Origin of the sequence: Streptomyces sp. NPDC005281, from assembly GCF_040607495.1 — a bacterium.
Taxonomy (GTDB): Bacteria; Actinomycetota; Actinomycetes; order Streptomycetales; family Streptomycetaceae; genus Streptomyces.
This window is the reverse complement of the sequence record NZ_JBEXGX010000003.1, coordinates 17791-42520: the sequence shown is the minus strand read 5'-3', so window position 1 is coordinate 42520 and position 24730 is coordinate 17791. Positions and strand designations below refer to the sequence as shown.

At 70.4% G+C, this 24730-nt stretch carries 20 protein-coding genes and 1 tRNA gene; 13 read left to right on the top strand and 8 right to left on the bottom strand.

The window, feature by feature from the left end; translation table 11 throughout:
* The first annotated feature begins 302 nt into the window (after positions 1-302).
* Positions 303-1031: a response regulator transcription factor gene (locus ABZV42_RS05330; protein ID WP_355981969.1), complete on the top strand. Its 729-nt coding sequence runs from the start codon at positions 303-305 to the stop codon at positions 1029-1031.
* Positions 1028-2140: a HAMP domain-containing sensor histidine kinase gene (locus ABZV42_RS05325; RefSeq protein ID WP_355981971.1), complete on the top strand. Its 1113-nt coding sequence runs from the start codon at positions 1028-1030 to the stop codon at positions 2138-2140. The genes ABZV42_RS05330 and ABZV42_RS05325 overlap by 4 nt, the downstream gene beginning before the upstream one ends.
* Before the next feature lie 341 nt (positions 2141-2481).
* Here the strand turns inward: ABZV42_RS05325 and ABZV42_RS05320 are convergent, their stop codons facing one another.
* The 3 genes from ABZV42_RS05320 to ABZV42_RS05310 all read right to left on the bottom strand — a co-directional run bounded on the left by ABZV42_RS05320 (position 2482) and on the right by ABZV42_RS05310 (position 4400).
* Positions 2482-3492 carry an NAD-dependent epimerase/dehydratase family protein gene (locus tag ABZV42_RS05320; protein WP_356050929.1) on the bottom strand — a complete coding sequence of 337 codons (1011 nt, stop codon included), beginning with the start codon at positions 3490-3492 and terminating at the stop codon, positions 2482-2484.
* 96 nt (positions 3493-3588) lie between these two features.
* Complete coding sequence (locus ABZV42_RS05315; protein WP_355981975.1) at positions 3589-3936, bottom strand: hypothetical protein; 348 nt, start codon at positions 3934-3936, stop codon at positions 3589-3591.
* Positions 3937-4055: 119 nt separating this feature from the next.
* On the bottom strand, positions 4056-4400 hold the full coding sequence (locus ABZV42_RS05310; protein WP_355981976.1) for a MerR family transcriptional regulator: 345 nt from the start codon (positions 4398-4400) through the stop codon (positions 4056-4058).
* A 798-nt stretch (positions 4401-5198) separates the two neighbouring features.
* Here ABZV42_RS05310 and ABZV42_RS05305 point away from each other — a divergent pair.
* Positions 5199-5873, top strand: a complete 675-nt coding sequence (locus ABZV42_RS05305) for a hypothetical protein (protein ID WP_356050928.1) — start codon at positions 5199-5201, stop codon at positions 5871-5873.
* A gap of 140 nt (positions 5874-6013) precedes the next feature.
* Here ABZV42_RS05305 and ABZV42_RS05300 read toward each other — a convergent pair whose 3' ends face one another.
* The gene (locus ABZV42_RS05300; RefSeq protein ID WP_355981980.1) at positions 6014-6679 is read right to left on the bottom strand and encodes a DUF4142 domain-containing protein; all 666 of its coding nucleotides are present in this window, start codon (positions 6677-6679) and stop codon (positions 6014-6016) included.
* Between the two features lie 1063 nt (positions 6680-7742).
* Between ABZV42_RS05300 and ABZV42_RS05295 the strand changes: the two genes are divergently transcribed.
* Positions 7743-8117 (top strand): hypothetical protein, encoded by a 375-nt coding sequence (locus tag ABZV42_RS05295; RefSeq protein ID WP_355981982.1) that lies wholly within the window; start codon positions 7743-7745, stop codon positions 8115-8117.
* An 810-nt stretch (positions 8118-8927) separates the two neighbouring features.
* Here the strand turns inward: ABZV42_RS05295 and ABZV42_RS05290 are convergent.
* Positions 8928-9001: transfer RNA gene (locus ABZV42_RS05290), tRNA-Gly, on the bottom strand.
* Positions 9002-9520: 519 nt separating this feature from the next.
* Here ABZV42_RS05290 and dcd point away from each other — a divergent pair.
* Both dcd and ABZV42_RS05280 read left to right on the top strand, forming a co-directional pair.
* The gene (dcd, locus tag ABZV42_RS05285) at positions 9521-10096 is read left to right on the top strand and encodes a dCTP deaminase (RefSeq protein ID WP_355981984.1); all 576 of its coding nucleotides are present in this window, start codon (positions 9521-9523) and stop codon (positions 10094-10096) included.
* 10 nt (positions 10097-10106) lie between these two features.
* A complete protein-coding gene (locus tag ABZV42_RS05280; protein WP_355981986.1) occupies positions 10107-10604 on the top strand; it encodes a phosphoribosyltransferase in 498 nt (165 codons plus the stop codon).
* Between the two features lie 115 nt (positions 10605-10719).
* Here ABZV42_RS05280 and ABZV42_RS05275 read toward each other — a convergent pair whose 3' ends face one another.
* The 3 genes from ABZV42_RS05275 to ABZV42_RS05265 form a co-directional block, all read right to left on the bottom strand.
* Positions 10720-11811, bottom strand: coding sequence for a Yip1 family protein (locus tag ABZV42_RS05275; RefSeq protein ID WP_356050927.1), 1092 nt, complete (start codon positions 11809-11811; stop codon positions 10720-10722).
* Between the two features lie 99 nt (positions 11812-11910).
* Positions 11911-13404, bottom strand: a complete 1494-nt coding sequence (locus tag ABZV42_RS05270; protein ID WP_356050926.1) for an FG-GAP and VCBS repeat-containing protein — start codon at positions 13402-13404, stop codon at positions 11911-11913.
* Between the two features lie 523 nt (positions 13405-13927).
* On the bottom strand, positions 13928-16219 hold the full coding sequence (locus ABZV42_RS05265) for a (Fe-S)-binding protein (protein WP_356050925.1): 2292 nt from the start codon (positions 16217-16219) through the stop codon (positions 13928-13930).
* A 265-nt stretch (positions 16220-16484) separates the two neighbouring features.
* Here ABZV42_RS05265 and ABZV42_RS05260 point away from each other — a divergent pair, with 265 nt between their 5' ends.
* The 7 genes from ABZV42_RS05260 (at position 16485) to ABZV42_RS05230 (ending at position 24700) form a co-directional block, all read left to right on the top strand.
* A complete protein-coding gene (locus ABZV42_RS05260; protein WP_356050924.1) occupies positions 16485-17600 on the top strand; it encodes an MraY family glycosyltransferase in 1116 nt (371 codons plus the stop codon).
* Between the two features lie 147 nt (positions 17601-17747).
* The gene (dnaK, locus tag ABZV42_RS05255; RefSeq protein WP_355981995.1) at positions 17748-19592 is read left to right on the top strand and encodes a molecular chaperone DnaK; all 1845 of its coding nucleotides are present in this window, start codon (positions 17748-17750) and stop codon (positions 19590-19592) included.
* Positions 19589-20251: a nucleotide exchange factor GrpE gene (grpE, locus tag ABZV42_RS05250; RefSeq protein WP_356050923.1), complete on the top strand. Its 663-nt coding sequence runs from the start codon at positions 19589-19591 to the stop codon at positions 20249-20251. The genes dnaK and grpE overlap by 4 nt, the downstream gene beginning before the upstream one ends.
* A 33-nt stretch (positions 20252-20284) precedes the next feature.
* Positions 20285-21472 (top strand): molecular chaperone DnaJ, encoded by a 1188-nt coding sequence (gene dnaJ / locus ABZV42_RS05245; protein ID WP_355981999.1) that lies wholly within the window; start codon positions 20285-20287, stop codon positions 21470-21472.
* A 7-nt stretch (positions 21473-21479) separates the two neighbouring features.
* Positions 21480-21932, top strand: a complete 453-nt coding sequence (locus ABZV42_RS05240) for a helix-turn-helix domain-containing protein (RefSeq protein ID WP_355982001.1) — start codon at positions 21480-21482, stop codon at positions 21930-21932.
* 728 nt (positions 21933-22660) lie between these two features.
* Positions 22661-23785: a substrate-binding domain-containing protein gene (locus ABZV42_RS05235; protein WP_355982002.1), complete on the top strand. Its 1125-nt coding sequence runs from the start codon at positions 22661-22663 to the stop codon at positions 23783-23785.
* 252 nt (positions 23786-24037) lie between these two features.
* Entirely contained in the window at positions 24038-24700 is a 663-nt protein-coding gene (locus tag ABZV42_RS05230) for a M15 family metallopeptidase (protein WP_356050922.1), read from the top strand.
* Positions 24701-24730 lie beyond the last annotated feature (30 nt).

The following is a 24730-nucleotide window of genomic DNA, read 5'->3' as shown; positions in this document are numbered from 1 at the left end:
GGGGACCCGAGCCGAGCCTGGACGGGGGTCGGGGACCCGCACCGAGCGCGGCCGGGAGCCCGGGATTCGCACCGAGCGCGGAGGGGAGTCCGGGACCCGCGCCGAGCGCGGACGGGAGTCCAGGATTCGCGCCGAGTCCGGACGGGAGTCCGGAGCCCGCACCCAGCGCTGACGAAAGCCCTGGACCCGCACCCAGCCCGGCCAGGAGCCCAGGACCCACGCCCACCGCGGCCGGGAGTGCGGAACCCGCACCCAGCCCCCGCGGAGAGACCGCCGGGTCCCCTCGCCAGGCGACCACCCGTGTGCTCGTCGTCGACGACGACCCGACCGTGGCCGAGGTCGTCTCCGGGTACCTCGGCCGCGCGGGGTATCTCGTGGACCGGGCCGGGGACGGCGTCGCCGCCCTCGCCCGTGCCGCCGCCCACCGGCCCGACCTGGTGGTGCTCGACCTGATGCTGCCGGGCATGGACGGCCTGGAGGTGTGCCGCCGGCTGCGCGCCCAGGGGCCCGTTCCGGTCATCATGCTCACCGCGCGCGGCGACGAGGACGACCGGATCCTCGGCCTGGAGGTCGGGGCCGACGACTACGTCACCAAGCCGTTCAGCCCCCGGGAACTGGTCCTGCGGGTCGAGTCCGTGCTGCGCAGGAGCCGGCCGGTGGCCGCCGCCCGCCCGCTGCGCGCCGCGGGTCTCGCCGTCGACCCGTCGGCCCGCCGTGCCACCAAGAACGGGAGCGAACTCGCCCTCACCCTGCGCGAGTTCGATCTCCTCGCCTTCTTCCTCCGCAACCCGGGCCGGGCGTACGCCCGCGAGGACCTGATGCGCGAGGTGTGGGGCTGGGACTTCGGCGACCTGTCGACGGTCACCGTCCATGTACGCCGGCTGCGCGGCAAGGTCGAGGACGATCCCGCGCGGCCCCGTCTGATCCAGACGGTGTGGGGGGTGGGCTACCGCTTCGACAGCACGGAGGCAGCGGGCAGTCCCGCCGCCGCACCGGTCGGTTCCGCATCCGAGGAAGAGGCCCGGTCGTGAAAGACATACTGGTCATGGCCCTGTTCGCCTTCCTGGGCGCCGCCGCGGCCGGCCTGCTCGGCGCCGGTGCGCTCCGGCTGCTGCGGCGCCGCTCGCTCACCGCGTCCGTCGCCGTCGTCGCCGCCGTGGCCGTCTGCGCGATGCTCGCGGGAACGCTGGCGGTGGCGTGGGCGATGTTCCTGTCCCCGCACGACCTGAGCGTGGTCACGACGGTCGTCGCCATGGCGGCCGTCGTCTCCCTGGCCACCGCGCTCCTGCTGGGCCGCTGGGTCGTCGCCCGCAGCAGGGCGCTGACGCTGGCCGCCCGCTCCTTCGGCGACGGCGGCGACTTCGCCGCCCCCGACGGACCGGCGACCGCCGAACTGTCCGCCCTCAGCCGGGAGCTGGCGGCCACCAGCCGCAGACTGGCCGAGTCCCGTGACCGCGAACGGGCCCTTGAGACCTCGCGTCGCGAACTCGTCGCCTGGATCTCGCACGATCTGCGGACCCCGCTCGCCGGACTGCGCGCGATGTCCGAGGCGCTGGAGGACGGTGTGGCGGCGGACCCCGACCGCTATCTGCGCCAGATGCGTACGGAGGTCGAGCGCCTCAACGGCATGGTCGGCGATCTCTTCGAACTCTCCAGGATCCACGCGGGCGCTCTCGCCCTCTCCCCCTCCCGGATCTCCGTGTACGACCTCGTCGGTGACGCTCTCGCGGGCGCGGACCCGCTGGCCCGCGAGCACGGGGTGCGTCTGGTCGGGAGCCGTATCGAACAGTTGCCGGTCGAGGTCGACGGCAAGGAGATGAGCCGCGTGCTCGGCAATCTCCTCGTCAACGCGATCCGCCGTACGCCCGCCGACGGAACGGTCGCGGTCGCCGCCGAACGCTCCGCCGCGGGGGTCGTCCTGTCCGTCACCGACGGCTGCGGGGGCATCCCGGAGGAGGACCTCCCGAGGGTCTTCGACACCGGCTGGCGCGGTACCCACGCCCGTACGCCGCCCGCCGGAGCGGGCCTCGGCCTCGCCATCGTCCGAGGCATCGTGGAGGCGCACCGGGGCATGGCCGCCGTCCACAACGTCCCCGGCGGCTGCCGCTTCGAGGTCACCCTCCCGATGGCGGGGGCGTGAGGGCCTCCCGGCAGGGGGCACCAGGGTCTCCGTGGCCGGGGATGTCGAGGCCTCCTGGGCCGGGGGCGCCTTGACCTCCTGGGCCGGTTGCACCAGCGCCGCCCCGGCCGGGGGCATCAGGGTCTGCTGGGCCGGGAGCACCAGCGCCGTCCCGGCCGGGGCCACCAAAGCCTCCTGGGCCGGGGTGCCTTGACCTCCTGGGCCGGGAGCACCAGCGCTTCCCCGGCCGGGGGTGTCAGAGTCTCCTGGGCCGGTTGCACCAGCGCCGCCCCGGCCGGGGGCATCAGGGTCTCCCCTGCCGGGGCCACCAGTGCCTCCTGGGCCGGGGCCAATTGGGCTTTCTAGGCCGGAGACGGCGAGGACTCCCGCAACGGCGCCGCCGCGAACTCCCGCATTCCCTCCGCGAATCCGATCCCGGCCTTCCAGCCGAGTCCGGCCCGCAGCCTGGCCGAGTCCGCGGTGATGTGCCGTACGTCGCCCAGCCGGTACTCCCCGGTCACGACCGGCTCGGGTCCGCCGTACGCCTCCGACAGTGCCCGTGCCATCTCGCCGACCGTACGGACCTCACCGCTGCCGGTGTTGTAGACCGTGAGGGTTCCGTCCCCTGAACTCGCCTCCAGCGCGGCCACGTTGGCGGCGGCCACATCCGAGACGTGGATGAAGTCCCGCCGCTGTCCGCCGTCCTCGAAGACCCGCGGGGCCTCGCCGCGGGCGAGCGCGGACCGGAAGAAGGAGGCGACGCCCGCGTACGGGGTGTCGCGGGGCATCCCGGGACCGTAGACGTTGTGATAGCGGAGCGACACCGCGGTGCCGCCCGTCGAGCGGACCCACGCCGCCGCGAGATGTTCCTGGGCCAGCTTGGTCGTCGCGTACACGTTGCGCGGGTCGACGGGCGCGTCCTCGCCCACCACGCCGGGCGACAGTTCCTCACCGCAGCGCGGGCACCGCGGCTCGAAGCGTCCGGCGTCCAGATCGGCGACGGCCCGCGGCCCGGGCCGCGCCACTCCGTGCCGCTCGCACGCGTACCGGCCCTCCCCGTACACGACCATCGACCCGGCGAGCACGAGCCGTCGCACGCCCGCGTCCGCCATCCCGGCGAGCAGTACGGCCGTACCGAGGTCGTTGCGCGACACGTACTCGACCGCGTCGCCGAACCCGGAGCCGAGGCCCACCATCGCGGCCTGATGGCACACCGCGTCCACGCCGTCCAGCGCTGCCGCGACGGCTCGGGCGTCCCGCACATCGTCTCCGTGCCGCAGGTCGAACACGACCGCCTCGTGCCCCCGCGCGCGCAGCGCCGAGACGATCCGACCTCCGATGAACCCGGCTCCGCCGGTGACCAGTACACGCATGGGACGAACGCTAGAACCGCCGCCCCGTCCGGCGGCACCACCACGCCCGCCACGTCACCGCACCGTAAGACCCCGGCCGCCGGCCCCCGCGTGCTTTCACATGCGCAGCAGCCGCTGGGTGATCTCGCGGTACTGGCGCAGCGCGTGGCGCAGTTCCTCGCCCTGGGTCTCGGGGTCCTGGCCGTGCCAGCCCGCGTGGAGAGCGCGCCGGCGTTCCGTGAGGGCGCTCATCACCTGGGCCGCGGCCTCGTCGAACGCGGTCTCGGCCTCCTCGAGCGCGTCGAGCGGGCTGTGCGCGAACGTGTTGAGCGCGTGGTTGAGCCGCTGGGTGACGTCGGCCCGTTCGTCCGCCCCGAGCAACGGCTCCGGGCCCGGCGTACGACGGGCGGCGGAGCCGGGCTGCCTGTCCGGGGGCTGTTGGGCGCGTGTCTGGTCGTACATCATCGTTGGCCACTTCCTGTACGTCGTACCGGCGGGGCGCGTTGGGGAGTTCGGGTGGCGACGATCGGGGCGGACGTTCCGGAAGGTCGCGGACGTTCCGGAAGTTCACCGCGGTGACGGGTTCAGCAGGCGTTGGATCCCTCTGGCGTCGCCTGTGCGGCGCGCCGGTACTCGGCGTTGATGCGCTGTGCTTCTTCGAGCTGGTCCTCGAGGATGACGATGCGGCAAGCGGCCTCGACCGGGGTCCCCCGGTCGACGAGTTCCCGCGCGCGGGCGGCGATCCTCAGCTGATATCGGGAGTAGCGACGGTGGCCGCCCTCCGAGCGAAGCGGAGTGATCAGGCGGGCCTCCCCGATCGCCCGGAGGAAGCCGGGCGTCGCGCCGAGCATCTCGGCCGCCCTGCCCATCGTGTACGCAGGATAGTCGTCGTCGTCGAGACGACCACTGAGTGGAGTGTCCGCTGTCATTTCACCTCGTCGTGGCACGCGTCGAGGGGCCCCGTTGCCGTACGGCACCAGGGCCCCGAAGGAAATTGAACACCATCTGCCGGCTCTACTGCGGAGCCGACCTTCTGTTTCCGCTACCGGGCCCGAACGCGGGCGGGTGAGCGGGGATCGTGTATGCCGTGACCGGGAACCACCGTCCATTCCGGGTTCTTGCGTACCCGGCCGTGATGCTCCGGGGCCGGGCGATCCTGATGGCGTCTGCTTCCTCCGTCCTTTGCTCGGGGTCGATCTCTCGCCGGACCGGGAGTGAACTCCACCGGGCCGACGAGGTCTGTACAGGAAACCCTAATCACGCCGACGTCCGATGTCTACCGTGACAAAGACAGATTTCGCGATGCTCAAGGGTGAGATTTTCTGCGGCACGCAGCGATCGTCACGACCGTGGACCGGGCGGGCGGTGAAGTGACCGACGCGGGCGGTGAGGTGGCCGGCTCGGGCGGTGAGGTGGCGGGGTGGCCGGATCGGGCGGAGAGACAGTGGGGTGGCCGGCGCGGGCGGAGGACGGCGGGGGTGGTGGGGCGACCCGCGCCTCCGGCCACCCGGCGGGCGGCCTGCGCGCGGAACCGAGACCATCCCGCGTCCTTCTCCCCGCAACTTCCGGGCGGTCCGGTGCCGTCCTGTGGGGCAGAACCCGCGGCCGGGCGACCGACGGCCGTCTGCCGTGGTCGCGCGTGCCGTGACCATGACTTCGCCGGTCGAGGAGACCGAGGGGACCGACGAGAGCCGGTCGGGCGAGGTCGCCGAGAACGAGGATGGGTCATGTCCGGTCTCAGACGTACGTCGGCGATCGCGCTGGCGGGCGGGATCCTGCTGCTGACGGGGTGCCAGGACTCGGCGGGCGCGAGCTCCGCCGGCGGTACCCCCGCCTCCTCCGGGAGCGCCTCGGCCCGAGCGGCCGCACCGACAGCACCGTCGGACGCCCCGGCCGCGTCACCCTCGTCGAGCCCCGCCGGCACGGGCACGTCGACGCCCGGCTCGGCCACCGGCTCCACGGGCCCGGGCACCGGCTCCGGCTCGGCAGGCCCGGCCACGGGTGGGGCTCCCTTCCCGGCCGGCCACCCGCCCACGACCGCCGCGGGCTGCCGCAACCTCACCGCCGGTGACGCGGTGAAGGCCGAAGTGACCCGGACGTACCGGCACGACGTCACCCGCTTCGAGCACATCGGTCCGGTGCCGCACGTGTTCTTCTACGGCCGGTGCGGCACCGTCCGCTACGCCGCCACCCGATTCCAGCCGCTCGCGGGTGCCACCCAGGCGGAACTCGTGGGCATGCAGGACGAGGGCAGCGTCACCAAGTACTTCCGGGACTCGGGCGGCGGCTGGGCCTACATCGCGAGCGACGGCCTTCCCGCGGGCCCGCACGGCTGCGGCGACATCCCGGCGATACCCCACGCTCTCTCCACCGCCTGGGGAAACTGCTCGATCGCGCCCTGAACCGCCGAGCCCGGCCCTCGCATCCGGATTCCCGGCCGGTCCGCGCGTGCGGATTCCCGGCGGGTTCTCGCACGCGATCCCGCGACCGCCCCTCGCACGTGATTTCCCGCCGCGCCGCGTACGGGCGGGGCCGCGGGAACTCACGGTGACGACGGTGCCGGAACCTCCGTCGGAACCGCCGCCGGAGACGCCGTCGCCTGGAGCGCGATCTCGTCGAAATCCACGTAGCCGGTCTTCTCCAGGACCGAGATGTGGGCGAGCTCGGTCTGATTGGTGACCGTGGCCAGGTCCCGCACCAGCGTGTTGCGGGTGCTGCTGCGCACCTGCGCGAGCTCCTGGAACGTCCTGCCGTGCTCTTCGCGCAGCAGATTCGCGAACTTCTGCCGGTAGTCGTCGCCCTGGGCGGCCGTCAGCTCGGCGAGCCAGCCCTGCTGCTCCACTGTCGGCCGGGTCGGCAGCACGATGGCGAGGTCGGCCGCCACGGTGCGGATGCGCTTGTCGAGCTCGGTGTGGCCGGTCACCAGGCGGGCGCCCGCCTCTTTGATGGCCTTCGTGGGAGCACGGTCGATCGCCTGCCGGCCCGCGGATATCTCCCACAGCCCGTCCGACTCCACCTGCACCACGAGGTCGCGGTCGGCGGCGCTCAGCGGTCCCCAAGGTGTGCTCACCAGGGGTCCGGGGTCGGCGATGGAGGCCTTCACCGCGTCGAAGCGGTGAGGGTAGGAGTAGAACACCGGGTACGCGAGTGAGCCGATCGTGCCGCCGATCGCCAGCACCATGAGGATGGTGATGAAGCTTCGCCGCAACTGAGCCTCCCTGAGGACCGGCTGTGCTTGGGCAACCTGTACGCGGCCGGTGCGGTCCGTACCGGCCGGAGCCGTTCTTGGCGCGTACCGAGTGCTCCGGCCCTTCCCGTACGGGGGAACGGGAGTTGTGTGGGCGGGGGCACCCGGCCGCCGGGCCAGAAGATCACTTCGCCGCCCGGGACCGATAGGGCCGAACGGCCCCAGCTGCCAGGGCCGGACGGACACCGGAGAGTGACACGTCCGGATGCGCCCCCTTTCCCGCTGTGCGCCCCATCTTCACGTCACCACGCGGCAGTTGGCGGGCCCGCCCATCGCGCGAGCCGGCATCCGCACTCGCCGGAGAGAGGCCCGCGCGGGAACGGCGCGGGGCACGGACCCGTACCCGGGCGACGTCCCCGGCCGTAGCGGGTGACCGTCCGGCGGTCCGGGCCCCTGCCGCAGAAGCCGTTCCCATGTCGGCCTGTCGAGACTGCCTTCGGCGGGCCATTCGCTGGAGCCGGCTCGGACACCTGCCCCTTTCGCTGAGGGGAAGCAGCGAAAACAGGGGTACAAGCCCTGCGGCACGACCGGATCGCCGATGCGGGCGGCCGGCACCGCCCAGCGCAGCCGCTCCCAGCCCGGGCCGGAGTGTTCGTCGCGGCTCTGACTGTCGTTGACCGAATCCCCCGAGGCATCCCGCGTTCGTACATGCCGCCGAGCACCCGGGCGGCGTCAGGCAACCCGGGTGCCGCATAACCGGTGAGGCCGTCGTCCTGGGCGAGCGAGGCGAGCCAGTCGGTCTCGGAGACGGGGACAAGAGGCCACGGGGCGAGGATGTCGTCGGCCATCCGACCAGGCTAAGGACACACACCCGCCCAGCACCGCCGGTGCCGATGAACGCTGCTGACTGAGGCGGAATCCGAGACGCGCCCACGGAATCGCTGCCGCGTGGGTGAACCTGCCAACCGCATATGCGTGTCCCGAAGAAATGTCCGAAAACCCGATTCGTAGCCGGGATAGATGTGGTGCCGCTCGCACAAGGTGCGACGCCGCTTTCCCCTCGAATCGAGCGAAGGACGACCCTGTGTTCAAGAAGTCTCTGGTAGCTGTCGCAGCGCTGGCAGGTGTGTTCGGAGCCGCCGGCGCGGCGCAAGCCGACGATGTGGTGCGCGTAGTGCAGGGCACCCCGGTGACCATTCCGGTGGCCTCCGGCGGCTTCGGCGGCACGGCCGCTGCGGTGGCCGGGTGCGCGGACGGAGAAACCCGTGTCGGCGGCGGAGCTTTCGTGATCGCCGGAAACTCGCACTCGGAGCGGTACAACCTGTCATCGAGCGGGCCGATCAGCGGCGAGCGCTGGTGGGCCTTCGCGACGAACACGGACACGGCCAACCCGGGCACACTTCAGGCGTACGCCATCTGCGCGAAGGTGGTGAAGACGACGGTCCTCTCGACTCCCTGACGCCCGTCCGTTCCAGTAGCCAAGAAGCACGCCTCGCGGGACCAGAAATGCCCGGGAGCTGACAGTGGGTCCCCGCCGCAAGAACACGGCCGGGACCCACTCCGGTGCGGGGGCTACGGAGACAGAGATCGCGTTCGTGGGGTCTCTCGCAGGCTCCTCTGGTGTCAGGCACGGATGTCAGGAGAACCCTCGGCTTGACTCCCCGCCGCTAGAACGGTCCGGGGATTCGCCGGTCGTAACGCTGGTGTCCGCACTCCAACGGGCTCCCCCCCTAGCGACCAATCACCATGCTCTGACCGGAACGGCGCCCCTTCCATGAGGGCCGTGGCGGGTCGGCGGGTTGCTGTGTTTCGCTGCCGTACGAGACTTGCGCTCGGGGTGGCCAGTCGTGCCGACTACGCTGCGCTCGTGTGGAAAGAAGCTGCTGTCGGAGTCCTGCCCAGCGTGGCATTTCGACCGCATGTTGACAGGGCCGCTCTCGCTGAGGCGGAGCAGCGCCTCGAACGGGGCTTGCCGACGCAACTGGCTGCTCTGCTGCTGGAGTCGGACGGGGTGGTCGGCGCCCGGGGGAAGACCATCGTCTGGTCGCTGGACTGCCTTCTGGTTCTGCTGTCCGTTCTGGGTGATTGTTTGGCTGCTGGCCCTGCCGCTGGGGCTGGCCGGCTTCGTCCGGGGCGTCATCGAATACCGCGCTGCCTCACGTGAAGGCGCCGGCCGTGCCCGGCCTCTGCTCGGACTACTGCTTTCGACCCTGGGTACAGCCGAGCTGGACAGCAAAAAGGCCCGGGTCGATGACCTGGGCCTATGGCATGGAGCGGGTGACGAGAATCGAACTCGCACTCTCAGCTTGGGAAGCTGATGTTCTACCACTAAACTACACCCGCGTAAGACGCCGGTTGGACCGGTGCCGAATGCCTCGTCACTCTACCTCATGGCCGGCCCCCGGCGTCGAAGCCGCGGGGCCCGTGCGCGTTCCTGAGAGCGGATGCGGCTGCGGGGGGCCGGAGTTGGGGCGTACGGTGGGGGTGTTGAAGTGGGTCCGGGCGGGGTCGGAGTGCCGCTTGGAGAGCCGTCCCTTTCATCCCGTAACGTGGCTTTCGTTGTCAGGGCATCAGCCTGGCAACGGCTCTTGGGGAAGGGACTCTGGGACTTGATGGAGCACACCGTCGTCCGTTGTGCCGAGGGGCACGTGTTCAGCACCGCTTCGTTCCCGATGCAGCAGGCCGAGCGGCTCGGCCCCGGCCGGCTGCTCAGGTGTCCACGGTGTGCCCGGCTCCGCAGTGTGGTGCCGGTCGCCCTGGAGAAGGCAGCGTCGGAGCGGTAGGACGCAGTGAACGAGTGGCGCGGGCGCGCTGGGCCGTCGCGATTGTGGTGGCTCCGTGCGCCTTGCGTATCCTCAGGACGTGCTTCTCTCAGACAAGGACATCCGGGCCGAGATCGACGCCGGGCGGGTCCGGATCGATCCCTACGACGAATTCATGGTGCAGCCGTCGAGCATCGACGTGCGGCTCGACCGCTACTTCCGGGTGTTCGAGAATCACCGCTACCCCCACATCGACCCCGCGGTCGAGCAGGCGGACCTCACGCGGCTCGTCGAGCCCGAGGGCGACGAGCCGTTCATCCTCCACCCCGGAGAGTTCGTCCTCGCCAGTACGTACGAGGTCATCTCGCTGCCCGACGACCTCGCCTCGCGGCTCGAGGGCAAGAGCTCCCTGGGGCGGCTGGGTCTTGTCACCCACTCCACCGCCGGGTTCATCGACCCCGGGTTCTCCGGGCACGTCACCCTTGAGCTGTCGAACCTCGCGACCCTGCCGATCAAGCTGTGGCCGGGGATGAAGATCGGGCAGCTGTGCATGTTCCGGCTCAGCACGCCGGCCGAGTTCCCGTACGGCAGCGAGCGGTACGGCTCCCGCTACCAGGGCCAGCACGGGCCGACCCCCTCGCGGTCCTACCTGAACTTCCACCGCACCCAGGTCTGAGGCGATTCCCATGTCTCCCGTGCGCGAGAACCTCACCTACGAGAAGTTCGGCGTCGCCGTACGCGAACTCGCCCAGACCATCGCCGACGACGGGTACGAGCCCGACATCGTCCTCTCGATCGCCCGTGGCGGAGTCTTCGTCGCGGGCGGGCTCGCCTACGCGCTCGACTGCAAGAACATCCACCTGGTGAACGTCGAGTTCTACACAGGGGTGGGGACGACGCTGGAGATGCCGGTCATGCTGGCCCCCGTCCCCAACGCGATCGACTTCTCCGACAAGAAGGTCCTGATCACCGACGACGTCGCCGACACGGGCAAGACGCTCAAGCTCGTGCACGACTTCTGTGTCGGCGAGGTCGCCGAGGTCCGCAGCGCCGTGATCTACGAGAAGACCCAGTCGCTCGTGAAGTGCGAGTACGTCTGGAAGCGCACCGACGAGTGGATCAACTTCCCGTGGAGCGTCGAGCCTCCCGTCGTCCGCCGGGCCGGGCAGGTGCTCGACTCGTAGGGGTGACGTGCCGCCGCGACGGGTTCGCGGGCGTGACGAAGCGAGAGGGGCTCCCGGCGATGTGCCGGGAGCCCCTCTCGTATGCCCTGGGCGGGCGCGTGTGCCGTCGTCGGCGTCAGAACGTGCCCAGCTTGATGATCGACAGGATGGCGATCAGCTGAATGGATGACGCGGCGAGGGCCTTCGGCCACGGGAGGTCGTGGGACTTGCCGACCATCAGGGTCAGCAGGGCGCCCGCGGCGACCCAGGTGATCCAGCCGAGGAGCTTGACGAAGGACGCGTCGCCGCCGAGGAATATGGCGAAGAGCAGCCGCGGGGTGTCCGTGATGGACATGATCAGCATGGAGAGGCCGACCGTGGGCTGCCAGGCGCCGTCCCCGCCGAGCTGGCGGGCCAGGGTGTGGGTCACCACGCCCAGGACGAACGTGCTGAGCACGAGGGCGACAGCGGTCGTCAGGACGATCGGGACGGCGTTGGAGAGGGTCGCGTTGATCGCGTCCTCGCGGGCGCCGTCGAAACCGAAGACCGCCAGCAGGCCGTAGAGGAACGTCACGATCAGGGCCGGGGCCCACATCGTGTAGTCACGCATCTGGAGGAAGGTCCGGTTGGGGGCCGTCACCATGCCCTTGAGCAGGTCCTTCCAGCGCAGCCGGGGTCCGACCGGCGGAGCGGCCGCCTGGCCCGCCCGGTAGGTGTCCCCCTGGTTGTAGGGGTCCTCGCCGATCGAGAAGGCCTGCGTGTGGCCGGGGCTGTTCGCGGCGTACGGGTCCGGGCCCTGCTGCGGGTGACCGTCGCCGAAGTACTCCGGCTCGCCCTGTCCGCCGCCCTGTCCGCCGTTCTGGGGCCAGCCGCCCTGCTGTCCGCCGCGGTAGGCCTGTCCGTCCTGCCGGCCGCCGTACTGCGACTGGCCGCCGTACGGCTGCTGTCTCCCGTACTGCGGCTGCGACGGCGCGGGCGGATAGCCGTACGGCTGCTGCCCGCCTCCCTGGGGGGACTGCTGCCCGCCTCCCCGGGGGGACTGCTGCCCACGTCCCTGGGAGGACTGTCCGTACGACGGTTGTTGTTGCGGTCGCCCTTGCGGGGCTCGGTTGTCCCGGCCCCCGCGTCCGATCCTGAATCCAGCCACGTTATCGAACGTACCTGGTCCCGAAGAGTGACGTGCGGGGGCCGGGGCAACGGGCCCGGCATCGGTGCCGAGCTGTGACATCCCCTAAGGGCCACAGCGGGTGGCCCCTACGGGGGCTCGTGTTCGGCCGAATGCCGGGGTGGAGAGGCCGCCCGGGGACGGGCGGCCCCTCCGGGAAGGTCAGTCGGCGAAGACGGCGCCGAACTGCGGGGTGCCCGAGGTGGAGAGGCCCGAGGTGCTCGGCGAGACGGTGCGCGAGCCGGTCGTGGTGATCTTGCTGCCGTTGGAGGGCAGGTACGTCACCGCGCCGTTGCCGGCGTTCTCGTACGAGCCGACGATCAGGTCGGCCTTGCCGTCACCGGTGACGTCGTCGAGCTTGACGTCCGCTCCGAACAGGTCGCTCTTCTCGTCGTCGCCGGGGACGCCCGCCGTGCTCTGCGCGAACGCCTGGGTGCCGGAGGAGACGTTGAGGCCGGCCGCGGAGCCGTACAGGACGGTGACCATGCCGGTGTTGGTGACACCGTCGATGTCCTCGTCCGGGGCGGACACGACCAGGTCCTGGAAGCCGTCGCCGTTGATGTCGCCCATGTCCAGGTCCCAGCCGAAGCCGTCGCCCTTCTCCGAGGTGCCCGGGACACTGCCGCTGTTCTGGGTGACACCCGTCGTGCCGGCCGGACCGGAGGCCGAGCCGTAGGTGATGTTCACCTTGCCGCCGTTGGCGGCGTCGGGGACCGGGGTGCCGTCGTCCAGGGTGGCGTCCCAGCCCGCGCCGCTGACGATGTCGCCGAAGCCGTCGCCGTTGATGTCGCCGATGCCGGTGATGATGCCGGGCTTGAGGGCCTTGGCGGACGCCACGTTCAGTCCGCTCGCGGTGCCGGGCACGAAGTAGTTCGTGTTCCAGCCGTAGTCGGACTGCGTCTCGAAGCCGTCGATGATCAGGTCGGTCCTGCCGTCGCCGTTCACGTCGCCCGCGGTCAGGCTGAGCGGGCCGAACGGGTGGTCGTTGGTGCCCGACTGGATCGGGGGCTTGATCGTCGTACGGCCGCCGGGGGCGCCGGACGTGCTGAAGCCGCCCTTGTAGACGTAGATCGTGCTCGACGAGCTGCCGACCGCGAGGTCGGCCTTGCCGTCGCCGTCGAAGTCGCCGGCGGCCAGGTCCTTGGCCCAGAGGTCGTGCGAGGACGGGGACGGGTCCGGGACGTCGCTGCTCTTGCCGGTGAGGCCGCTCGCGGAGCCCCAGAGGATGGCGAGGGCACCGCCGTTGGTGTCGGTGCCGACCTTCTCCCACGGGGAGGCCACGGCGAGGTCGTCGTAGCCGTCGCCGTTGAAGTCGGCGTACGCGGTCTCGGCGCCGAAGCCGTCCCCGGCCTCGGCGGTGCCCGGGACACCGGTGGTGTTCTGGCTGATGGTGGAGCGCTTGGCGGACGAAACGCCGGTGGCCGTGCCGTAGAGGGCGACGATCTGGCCGGCGCCCGCGTGGCCGCTGACGTAGGCGCCGTGGGCCGAGACGGCCACGTCGCCGATGCCGTCACCGTTGAAGTCGGCCTGCGGGACCCTCATGGAGTCGGCGGCGGTCGCGGTCGCGGCGGAGAACGTGAGCAGACCGCCGGTCAGCGCGGCGGCCGTCGCCGTCGCGAGGGCGAGGCGCACGTGGTGCGGGTGACGCTTGTGCATGCGGGATTCTCCTGCGGCATGCGGGGACGCTGGACGCGCGTCCCCTGTCGATGGGGAGCCGACCGCTTTCGTTCGCCGCGAGTTGTACGGCAGTTCACTTGGCGATCGGCGAACAGGAGACCGCCGAGGGCGGGTAAGGGTTGTACGTGAGTTCGAAGGTTTTTTGATGACCCCCGTGACCTCCGTGGCCCCCGTGACCCCCGTGGCCCATGACCCTTGTGGCCCTCGTGGGCCCCATGGCATCCGTGACCCTCGTGGCCCCCGGATCCCGCCCGTGCCCTCCGTGCCCTCCGTGCCCCGAGACTCTCGTGACCCGCGGGACAGCCGGAGCCGGCGAGGCGGCCCGGAGACGGCGACACCCCCGCGCTCCTGGGAGCACGGGGGTGTCGGTCGTACCGATCCGGATCGGGCCGGTCGGCGGTGCCTGACGGCCGGGTCAGGCGGCTGTGTCAGACAGTCGTGTCGGACGGTGGTGCCGGAAGATCCTCCGGACGGCTCCGGCTCCGGCTCCGGACGGCTCCGGCTACTTCACCGGCTCCGGCTCCGGCTCGCTCTCGGACTCGGCCGCGCCCGCCGGGGGCTCTTCCTCGACCGGGGTCCTGACCGAGTCGAGGAGCAGCTGGGCGACGTCGACGACCTGGACGGACTCCTTGGCCTGGCCGTCGTTCTTCTTGCCATTGACCGAGTCGGTCAGCATGACGAGGCAGAACGGGCAGGCGGTGGAGACGATGTCGGGGTTCAGCGACAGAGCCTCGTCGACACGCTCGTTGTTGATGCGCTTGCCGATCCGCTCCTCCATCCACATCCGCGCGCCACCGGCGCCGCAGCAGAAGCCGCGCTCCTTGTGGCGGTGCATCTCCTGCTGGCGCAGGCCCGGGACGGCCGACATGATCTCGCGCGGGGGCGTGTAGATCTTGTTGTGACGGCCCAGGTAGCACGGGTCGTGGTACGTGATCAGGCCCTCGACCGGGGTCACCGGGAGCAGCTTGCCCTCGTCGATGAGGTGCTGGAGCAGCTGGGTGTGGTGGATGACCTCGTAGTCGCCGCCGAGCTGCGGGTACTCGTTGCCGATCGTGTTGAGGCAGTGCGGGCAGGTGGCGACGATCTTCTTCGCCGTCCGCGGCTTCTTCGACTCGGCGGTGACGTTGCCCTCGTCGTCCGTCTCCTCACCGAACGCCATGTTCAGCGCGGCGACGTTCTCCATGCCGAGCTCCTGGAACAGGGGCTCGTTGCCGAGGCGGCGGGCGGAGTCACCGGTGCACTTCTCGTCGCCGCCCATGATCGCGAACTTGACGCCCGCGATGTGCAGCAGCTCCGCGAAGGCCTTCGTGGTCTTCTTGGCGCGGTCCTCCAGGGCGCCGGCGCAGCCGACCCAGTAGAGGTACTCGATCTCGGAGAGGTCCTCGATGTCGCGGCCGACGACGGGGATCTCGAAGTCGACCTCCTTGGTCCACTCCAGCCGCTGCTTCTTGGCCAGACCCCAGGGGTTGCCCTTCTTCTCCAGGTTCTTGAGCATCGTGCCCGCCTCGGACGGGAACGCGCTCTCGATCATCACCTGGTAGCGGCGCATGTCGACGATGTGGTCGATGTGCTCGATGTCGACCGGGCACTGCTCGACGCAGGCGCCGCAGGTGGTGCAGGACCACAGGACGTCCGGGTCGATGACGCCGTTCTCCTCGGCGGTGCCGATGAGGGGGCGCTCGGCCTCGGCGAGAGCGGCCGCGGGGACGTCCTTGAGCTGTTCCTCGGACGCCTTCTCCTCGCCCTCCGCGTTCTTGCCGCCGCCGGCCAGCAGGTACGGGGCCTTGGCGTGCGCGTGGTCGCGCAGCGACATGATGAGGAGCTTGGGGGAGAGGGGCTTGCCCGTGTTCCAGGCGGGGCACTGCGACTGGCAGCGGCCGCACTCGGTGCAGGTGGAGAAGTCGAGCAGGCCCTTCCAGGAGAACTGCTCGACCTGGGAGACGCCGAAGACGTCGTCCTCACCGGGGTCGGTGAAGTCGATGGCCTTGCCGCCGCTGGTCATCGGGAGCAGTCCGCCGAGGGCGGTCGCGCCCTGGGCGTTGCGCTTGAACCAGATGTTGGGGAAGGCGAGGAAGCGGTGCCAGGCGACACCCATGTTGGTGTTCAGGCCGACCGTGATCGCCCAGCCCATGGTGACGCCGAGCTTGATCATGGCGGTGAGGTAGACCAGGTTCTGCAGCGTTCCGTAGCTCAGGCCCTTGAAGGCGGCGACCAGGGGGTACGAGGCCCAGTACGCGGCCTCGTAGTGGTCGACACCGTGGATCGCGCCCTCCAGGCCGCGCAGGGTCATGATCGCGAGGCCGATGACGAGGATCACGGCCTCGACGAAGTACGCCTGGCCGGTCTTGGAGCCGGCGAAGCGGGACTTGCGGCCCGGCCTGGACGGCCGGTTGAGCTGCCGGACGGCGATCAGCACGAGGATGCCGAGCGTGGTGAACAGCGCGATGAACTCGGTGTACAGCTCGTACGGCAGCCAGCCGCCGAGCACCGGGAGCGTCCAGTCGGCCTTGAACAGCTGACCGTAGGCCGTGACGATCGTCAGGCCGAGGGTCAGGAAGCCGACGGCCACGAACCAGTGCGCGACGCCGATGATCCCCCACCGGTTCATACGGGTGTGGCCGACGAACTCCTTGGCCAGCGTGACGCTGCGGGCCTTCCAGTCGTCGGTGCGGCTGCCCGCGGGTACGGGCTGGCCGAGCTTGATGAACCGGTAGATCTGCGCGACGGCCCGCGCGATCAGCGCAACGCCGACCACGGTCAGGACCAGCGACACAATGATCGCGGCGAGTTGCATTCGGGGGCTCCTCGGGCCTGCGAGGTGTTCTCCGAGGGTGACCTCGAAGGTGATTACTAAGCGGTAACTTATGCAGTCCGTCTGAGACTACCCACTTCCTTCGCCGCACTGTAGCCAGAGGTGCGGTGATCTGCGTCGCTGAGGGAACCCTGAGTGACCGTGCGGGCGGCGGGCGCCGGGTCCGGTGCGTCCGGGGACGACAGGACACGTAAACCCGATCGTGTTATTCACCCAATACTGTGACAAGTACCCCTAAATTGGCGATGTGCTGTACGGAATCACGGCCGCCACCGCCGCTCTGCTCCTGACCGCCACGCTCACCGCGCTGCTGCGGTCGTTCTCCCTGCGCCTCGGCCCGGCCGACGGGACGGGACCTCCCGCTCGCCGGGCGAAACCGAGGGCCCCCGCGAGAGCGAGGCCTGTTCCGCTCCTCGGCGGGGTCGCCGTGGCTGGCGCGACGGCGCTCGTCGGCTGGACCGGGGACTGGACCGGCGCCGCCCCGCTCGGGCCGGACGCCGGGCGGCTGCTGGTCGCCGGGATCGCGGTCGCCCTGCTCGGTCTCGCCGCCGATCTGCTGCCCGTCCCCCCGCCGATGTGTGTGGCGGGCGTCGCCGTCGCCGCCGCGCTGACCGTCCCCTACGGCGAACTGGGCGGGCCGGCCGGCGTGCTGGCGGTGGCCTGGATCGTCCTCGTCACACAGGCCTTCCGCTCGCTCGACCACGCCGACGGGGTGATGGGGACGGTCGGCGTCATCACCGCCTTCGCCCTCAGCGGGTGCGCCGCCGCCGGGCTCATGGATGGGCTCGCGGCGCTGCTCAGCGTGCTGGCCGCCGCCCTCACCGGCTTCCTGATGCACGGATGGCCCCCCGCCCGGATCGCGCCGGGGCGGTGCGGGTCGCTGTTCACCGGCTTCCTGCTGGCCTCGGCGGTCGTGCAGGTGCACGCGGAGCGGCCCGCCGGTCCCGGTCTCGGCGCCGCCTTCGCGCTGACGGCCGTGGCCAGCGCGGACGCCGTCCTGGTCCTGGTGTCGCGGCGACGGGCCGGGTGGCCGCTGCTGCGCCCGGCGCCCGACCATCTGGTGCACCGGCTGCGCCGGGCCGGGCTCACCCGGCAGGGGGTCATGCTCGTGACGGGCCTGGCCGCGTTCGCGGCTGCGCTCGTGGGGCTGTGCATCGACCTCGGCTGGCTGGGAGCGGGCGCCGCCTGGTGGGTGGCGGGCGCCGTGGCGGCGGTCGCCGTCGCCGGGGCCCTGCGTCCCGGAATCCGTCCGCGCCGTGCCCATCCGCATGCCATCCCCGCCCCCGGGGGACCCGTCCCGAGGTCCCTCGGGCGTCCGGGACGTCCTCGTCCGGAGGCTCCTGGGGCGGTGAAGGTGCACTGACTCTGCGCGAAAGCCGCAGCTCAGAGGCTCCTTGCGTGTAAGGAGCGGATAAGAGTTGAGCCCCCACGACTCAGGTCTGTTGACCACGGGCCGGACGTCGTGCACACTTGAGTCCGTTCCACTCAAGTCATTGCTGGAGGAATCGAAATGGCACGTGCGGTCGGCATCGACCTGGGCACGACTAACTCCGTCGTCAGCGTTCTCGAAGGCGGCGAGCCCACCGTCATCACCAACGCCGAAGGCGCCAGGACCACGCCGTCCGTCGTCGCCTTCGCGAAGAACGGCGAAGTGCTCGTCGGCGAGGTCGCCAAGCGCCAGGCGGTCACGAACGTGGACCGGACCATCCGTTCGGTGAAGCGTCACATGGGCACGGACTGGAAGATCGAGCTCGACGGCAAGAGCTTCAACCCGCAGCAGATGAGCGCCTTCATCCTGCAGAAGCTGAAGCGCGACGCCGAGGCGTACCTGGGCGAGAAGGTGGCCGACGCGGTCATCACCGTCCCCGCGTACTTCAACGACTCCGAGCGCCAGGCGACGAAGGAAGCCGGTGAGATCGCCGGTCTCAACGTCCTTCGTATCGTCAACGAGCCCACCGCGGCCGCGCTCGCGTACGGCCTCGACAAGGACGACCAGACGATCCTCGTCTTCGACCTCGGTGGCGGCACCTTCGACGTGTCCCTCCTGGAGATCGGCGACGGCGTCGTCGAGGTGAAGGCCACCAACGGTGACAACCACCTCGGTGGTGACGACTGGGACCAGCGCGTCGTCGACTACCTGGTGCAGCAGTTCCGCTCCGGTCACGGTGTGGACCTCGCCAAGGACAAGATGGCGCTCCAGCGTCTGCGCGAGGCCGCCGAGAAGGCCAAGATCGAGCTGTCCTCGTCCACCGAGACCTCGATCAACCTGCCTTACATCACCGCTTCCGCCGAGGGCCCGCTGCACCTGGACGAGAAGCTCACGCGCGCCCAGTTCCAGCAGCTGACGGCCGACCTCCTGGAGCGCTGCAAGACGCCGTTCCACAACGTCATCAAGGACGCCGGCATCCAGCTGTCCGAGATCGACCACGTCGTTCTCGTCGGTGGCTCCACCCGTATGCCCGCCGTCGCCGAGCTCGTCAAGGAGCTGACCGGTGGCAACGAGGCCAACAAGGGCGTGAACCCGGACGAGGTCGTCGCCATCGGCGCCGCCCTCCAGGCCGGTGTCCTCAAGGGTGAGGTCAAGGACGTCCTGCTCCTCGACGTGACCCCGCTGTCCCTCGGCATCGAGACCAAGGGAGGGATCATGACCAAGCTCATCGAGCGCAACACCACGATCCCGACCAAGCGGTCCGAGATCTTCACGACGGCCGAGGACAACCAGCCGTCCGTGCAGATCCAGGTCTACCAGGGCGAGCGCGAGATCGCGGCGTACAACAAGAAGCTCGGTATGTTCGAGCTGACCGGTCTGCCGCCGGCCCCGCGCGGTGTCCCGCAGATCGAGGTCGCCTTCGACATCGACGCCAACGGCATCATGCACGTGACCGCGAAGGACCTCGGCACGGGCAAGGAGCAGAAGATGACCGTCACCGGTGGCTCCTCGCTGCCGAGGGACGAGGTCGACCGCATGCGCCAGGAGGCCGAGAAGTACGCGGACGAGGACCACGCCCGCCGTGAGGCGGCCGAGACCCGTAACCAGGGCGAGCAGCTCGTCTACCAGACGGAGAAGTTCCTCAAGGACAACGAGGACAAGGTCCCGGGCGACATCAAGACCGAGGTCGAGGCGTCCATCGAGGAGCTGAAGGCCGCGCTCAAGGGCGAGGACACCGCCGAGATCCGCACCTCCACCGAGAAGGTCGCCGCGGTCTCGCAGAAGCTCGGCCAGGCCATGTACGCCGACGCCCAGGCCTCCCAGGCCACCGGCGGCGACGCCCACGGCACCGAGGCCCCGAAGGCCGACGACGACGTCGTCGACGCCGAGATCGTCGACGAGGACCGCCGGGACGGTGCCGCGTGACGGAGGAGACCCCGGGCTTCGAAGAGCAGCCCGACGTCCCTTCCGGCGCCACCTCTGACGACGCCGAGCCGCAGACCGCCACCCCCTCTGCGGAGGGGGCGGCGGCCCCGGACGGGGACGCAGCAGCACAGTTGACCGGCCTGACGGCCCAGCTGGACCAGGCACGCATGGCGCTCTCGGAGCGCACCGCGGACCTCCAGCGGCTCCAGGCCGAGTTCCAGAACTACCGCCGCCGTGTCGAGCGCGACCGGATCGCGGTCAAGGAGCTCGCCGTTTCGAGCCTCCTGACCGAACTCCTGCCCGTGCTCGACGACATCGGCCGCGCGCGGGACCACGGGGAGCTCGTCGGCGGATTCAAGTCCGTCGCCGAATCCCTGGAGACCGTCGCGGCGAAGATGGGGCTCCAGCAGTTCGGCAAGGAGGGCGAGCCCTTCGACCCGACGATCCACGAGGCCCTGATGCACTCGTACGCGCCGGACGTCACGGAGACGACGTGCGTGGCGATTCTGCAGCCGGGGTATCGCTTCGGCGAGCGCACCATCCGCCCCGCGCGGGTGGCTGTCGCCGAGCCGCAGCCCGGGGCGCAGACGGTCAAGGCCGAGGATTCGGCGGCCGCGACGGCCGATGACAAGGAGAGCGGTGGCCCGGACGAGGGCTGAGCTTGAACGGACGTGGGAGGAGGGACGTCGGGGATGAGCACCAAGGACTTCATCGAGAAGGACTTCTACAAGGTCCTCGGCGTCCCCAAGGACGCCACCGAGGCCGAGATCAAGAAGGCGTACCGGAAGCTCGCCCGCGAGTTCCATCCGGACGCCAACAAGGGCAACGCCAAGGCCGAGGAGCGCTTCAAGGAGATCTCCGAGGCGAACGACGTGCTCGGCGACCCCAAGAAGCGCAAGGAGTACGACGAGGCACGCGCCCTCTTCGGCAGCGGTGGCTTCCGTCCGGGTCCCGGCGCGGGCGGCGGCAACTTCAACTTCGACCTGGGCGACCTCTTCGGAGGCAACCCCCAGGGCCAGGGAGCGGGAGGAGCCGGCGGCTTCGGCGGCGGCATAGGTGACGTCTTCGGGGGCCTGTTCAACCGCGGCGGCGCCACCACGGGCACGCGTACGCAGCCCAGGCGCGGTCAGGACATCGACACCGAGGTCACGCTCTCCTTCACGGAGGCGGTGGACGGCGCGACCGTTCCGCTGCGCATGACCTCGCAGGCGGCCTGCAAGGCCTGTTCGGGCACCGGCGACAAGAACGGCACACCGCGTGTGTGCCCCACCTGTGTCGGCACCGGCCAGGTGGCGCGGGGCTCGGGCGGCGGATTCTCGCTCACGGACCCGTGCCCGGACTGCAAGGGCCGCGGTCTGATCGCCGAGCACCCCTGCATGGAGTGCTCGGGCAGCGGACGGGCCAAGTCGTCCCGCACGATGCAGGTCCGGATCCCCGCGGGCGTCAGCGACAACCAGCGGATCCGGCTGCGCGGCAAGGGCGCTCCCGGAGAGCGGGGAGGTCCGGCCGGTGACCTGTACGTCACCGTCCATGTCGACGGCCACCCGGTCTTCGGCCGCAAGGAGGACAACCTCACCGTCACCGTGCCCGTCACCTTCGCGGAGGCGGCACTGGGCGGCGAGGTGAAGGTGCCGACGCTGGGCGGTCCTCCGGTGACGCTGAAGCTGCCGCCGGGCACCCCCAACGGACGCACGATGCGCGCCCGGGGCAGGGGCGCGGTCCGCAAGGACGGCACCCGGGGGGACCTGCTGGTCACCGTCGAGGTGACGGTTCCCCAGGACCTGTCCGACAAGGCTCGTGACGCTCTGGAGGCGTATCGCGAGGCGACCGCGGGTGAGGATCCGCGGGCGGAGCTGTTCCAGGCCGCGAAGGGAGCATGACGGAGCCATGGACACGACCGGTCGTCGGCGCAACCCCTATGAACTGACCGAGGAGACCCCGGTCTACGTCATCTCGGTGGCGGCCCAGCTGTCCGGACTGCACCCGCAGACCCTGCGTCAGTACGACCGGCTCGGTCTGGTCTCTCCCGACCGCACGGCGGGCCGGGGCCGCCGTTACTCGGCCCGCGACATCGAGCTGCTGCGCACCGTCCAGCAGCTGTCGCAGGACGAAGGCATCAACCTGGCCGGCATCAAGCGGATCATCGAGCTGGAGAACCAGGTGGCAGCGCTCCAGTCCCGTGTCGCGGAGCTGGAGTCGGCCCTCGACGGCGCCGCGGCCGCCATGCAGCAGCGCGAGGCCGCCGTGCACGCCTCCTACCGGCGCGATCTGGTCCCGTACCAGGAGGTCCAGCAGACCAGCGCCCTGGTGGTGTGGCGGCCCAAGCGGGCGTCCGAGTAGTTCCGTGCGAAGGGGCCCGGCGGTTCTTCCGAACCGCCGGGCCCCTTCGCGTGTTCACGGCGCGAGGATCGCGCAGCCGGTGCCACCGCCCGGGTTCCGGCGGAAGAACAAGTGGCTTGATTTCGTCGGTGCCGGAGAAGGTGCCGAACCGAGGGCCGGATTTGCAGCCGAAAGCGATGTTTGCCTTTCCTGTCCGGTTCACGAAATCGACGCGCAGTGTGTGCTTTCCGGACGGAATGGCGAGGTTGACCGTTTTGGACGGAGTGGCCGGGACGTTCTTTCGGATGTCGACTTTGCGCGTGTTCGCGTGGAACTGCCGCTCATGGGGCCGGTGGTGTGCGGTTGGTCACTGCGGGAGCGGCTGTGGCGGCGGTGCCGAGCGGTCCGCCCGCGGCGGCGGGCACGCGGGACGGGGTGGGGGCGCTTGGGTGCCGATGGCTCTGTGCTGCGTTCCTCGGCGTCCGGCTGATCGTCAACGGCGGTTAAAAACCGTGGGCGATCGCGACCCCTGTGAACGGAAGTTGGTTGTACCTGTGAATGACGGAAGGTGAAGCTGAGGGGATCGGTCCATGGATGGGCGTAGTCTTTTCCCGTCGTGTTCACTTGTGGAACACGAAACGCCGTTGCCATCTCGTTAAGTGGTTACTCCTTGACGCTGAGGTGATCGCCGCGTTGGCTTTCAGCCACCTGGGTCGCAATGCTGCAACCTCGCCCGGAAGGCACCTGATGTGAAGACTCGTAACACCGGCCTCCGCCGTACCGCCATAGCCGTGGCGTCGTCCGCCATGGCCGTCACCGTCGCCGGCTGCGGCATGGGCGGCATCGGGGGGAGCGGCTCCACGGCAAGCCCTACGAAGGGCGACGACATCAAGGTCGGCCTGCTCCTTCCGGAGAAGCAGAACACCCGTTACGAGAAGTTCGACTACCCGATCATCAGGGATCAGGTGCAGAAGCTCACCGAGAAGAAGGGTGATGTCGTCTACCTGAACGCTGAGCAGGACGCTGCCAAGCAGCTGCGTCAGATGCAGCAGATGATCGACGACAAGGTCGACGTCATCCTCGTGGACGCGGTGGACTCGGTGACGATCGCCAAGGGCGTGCGCAAGGCCAAGGCCGCCGGTATCCCGGTCATCGCCTACGACCGCCTGGCGCAGGGCCCGATCGACGCGTACATCTCCTTCGACAACGAGCTGGTCGGCGAGACCCAGGGCAAGGCCCTGGTCGCCGCGCTGGGCACCAACTCGGCCTCGAAGAAGATCATCATGATGAACGGGTCGCTGACCGACCCGAACGCCGCGCAGTTCAAGAAGGGCGCCCTGTCCGAGCTCCAGGACAAGGTGATCATCTCGAGCGCGTACGACACCAAGGACTGGAACCCGGTCAACGCCAAGGCCAACATGGAGAAGTCCATCCAGGCCGTCGGGCTGAGCAACATCGCCGGTGTCTACGCCGCCAACGACGGCATCGCGGGCGCGGTCATCGACGCCTTCAAGGCCGCGGGTGTCAGCAAGGTGCCGCCGGTCACCGGCCAGGACTCCGAGCTCGTCGCCGTGCAGCGGATCATCAAGGGCGACCAGTTCATGAGCGTGTACAAGTCGTACCCGCAGGAGGCCAACGCCGCCGCCGAGATGGCGGTCGCCCGGGTCCAGGGCCGCTCGATCGAGTTCGACGCGCTCACCCGCGACAAGGTCAGCAGCCCCACCAACAAGGACATCCCGTCCCAGCTCGTGCCCGTGGTGGCCCTGACCAAGGACAACATCGAGAACACGGTGGTCCAGGACAGCATCTACCCCGTCAACAAGATCTGCACGACGCCCTACAAGGCGCTCTGCACCTCGCTCGGCATCAAGTAGGACGCTCCGCCCCGCCGTCCCGGACCGGGACGGCGGGCAGGGAGAGGCACGGTCACGGCCCCGCTCGCGGGTGCGCGCCCAAGGCGCACGCCCCCGCCCGGGGCCGTTCCGTTCGCCCCACCCCCCCGAAGGCCCTCAGGGGCCTCACGCGGCCCTCCAGCCACCCGGCACCCATGGATGCGCCCGAAGTGCGCGCCGACCCCTCACGCCGCCGTCCGTGGCCGCACGCCCCTCTCCGGCATGATCGGGCCCATGCCCTCGATCGTGTTGATGTCGGACCCGAAGATCGCCGCGATACCCGTCGTGGACTGCGGCGAGCCGCTTCTCGACGTACGGACGCGAGAGCCGTTCCCGGTCGACGCCCGCAGGAGGGACGACACCGGAGCCTTCGCGCATCTGCGCGAGGGAGTGCTGAACCGGCTCGTGGCGGCCGGCGGCCTGCTGCCGGACGGCATGCGGCTGCTGTTCGTCGAGGGCTACCGCCCGCCGTCGTCGCAGCGGCTCTACTTCGAGCGGTACGCCGCCGGGCTGCGCGCGCGGCACCCCGGGTGGGACGACGGGCGCCTGCGGGACGAGGCGAGCCGTTATGTGTCGCCGCCCGAGATCGCCCCGCACAGTGCGGGTGCCGCTGTCGACCTCACTCTCGTCGACGCCGCCGGGCGGGAGCTGGACATGGGCACACCTGTGAACGCGAGCCCCGAGGACAGCGAGGGCGCATGCTATACCGCCGCGGACGGCATCAGCGGCGCGGCGCGGGAGCACCGGCGATTTCTGGCCGCCGCGCTGAACGCCGTCGGGCTCGTCAACTACCCGACCGAGTGGTGGCACTGGTCCTACGGCGACCGTTACTGGGCGCTCGCCACGGGTGCCGCTCACGCGATCTACGGACCCCGTGAACTTTCCGTCACCGGGTAGCGTCCGGCGTGGCTTCCGCCTACGGTCCGC

What these genes read in the sequence shown, in the direction of transcription:
- ABZV42_RS05320 (WP_356050929.1), bottom strand. Translation starts at nt 3,492, where the DNA reads ATGCGTGTACTGGTCACCGGCGGAGCCGGGTTCATCGGAGGTCGGATC.
- ABZV42_RS05315 (WP_355981975.1), bottom strand. Translation starts at nt 3,936, where the DNA reads ATGATGTACGACCAGACACGCGCCCAACAGCCCCCGGACAGGCAGCCC.
- ABZV42_RS05310 (WP_355981976.1), bottom strand. Translation starts at nt 4,400, where the DNA reads ATGACAGCGGACACTCCACTCAGTGGTCGTCTCGACGACGACGACTAT.
- ABZV42_RS05305 (WP_356050928.1), top strand. Translation starts at nt 5,199, where the DNA reads ATGTCCGGTCTCAGACGTACGTCGGCGATCGCGCTGGCGGGCGGGATC.
- ABZV42_RS05280 (WP_355981986.1), top strand. Translation starts at nt 10,107, where the DNA reads ATGTCTCCCGTGCGCGAGAACCTCACCTACGAGAAGTTCGGCGTCGCC.
- ABZV42_RS05275 (WP_356050927.1), bottom strand. Translation starts at nt 11,811, where the DNA reads ATGTCACAGCTCGGCACCGATGCCGGGCCCGTTGCCCCGGCCCCCGCA.
- ABZV42_RS05270 (WP_356050926.1), bottom strand. Translation starts at nt 13,404, where the DNA reads ATGCACAAGCGTCACCCGCACCACGTGCGCCTCGCCCTCGCGACGGCG.
- ABZV42_RS05265 (WP_356050925.1), bottom strand. Translation starts at nt 16,219, where the DNA reads ATGCAACTCGCCGCGATCATTGTGTCGCTGGTCCTGACCGTGGTCGGC.
- dnaK (WP_355981995.1), top strand. Translation starts at nt 17,748, where the DNA reads ATGGCACGTGCGGTCGGCATCGACCTGGGCACGACTAACTCCGTCGTC.
- dnaJ (WP_355981999.1), top strand. Translation starts at nt 20,285, where the DNA reads ATGAGCACCAAGGACTTCATCGAGAAGGACTTCTACAAGGTCCTCGGC.
- ABZV42_RS05240 (WP_355982001.1), top strand. Translation starts at nt 21,480, where the DNA reads ATGGACACGACCGGTCGTCGGCGCAACCCCTATGAACTGACCGAGGAG.
- ABZV42_RS05230 (WP_356050922.1), top strand. Translation starts at nt 24,038, where the DNA reads ATGCCCTCGATCGTGTTGATGTCGGACCCGAAGATCGCCGCGATACCC.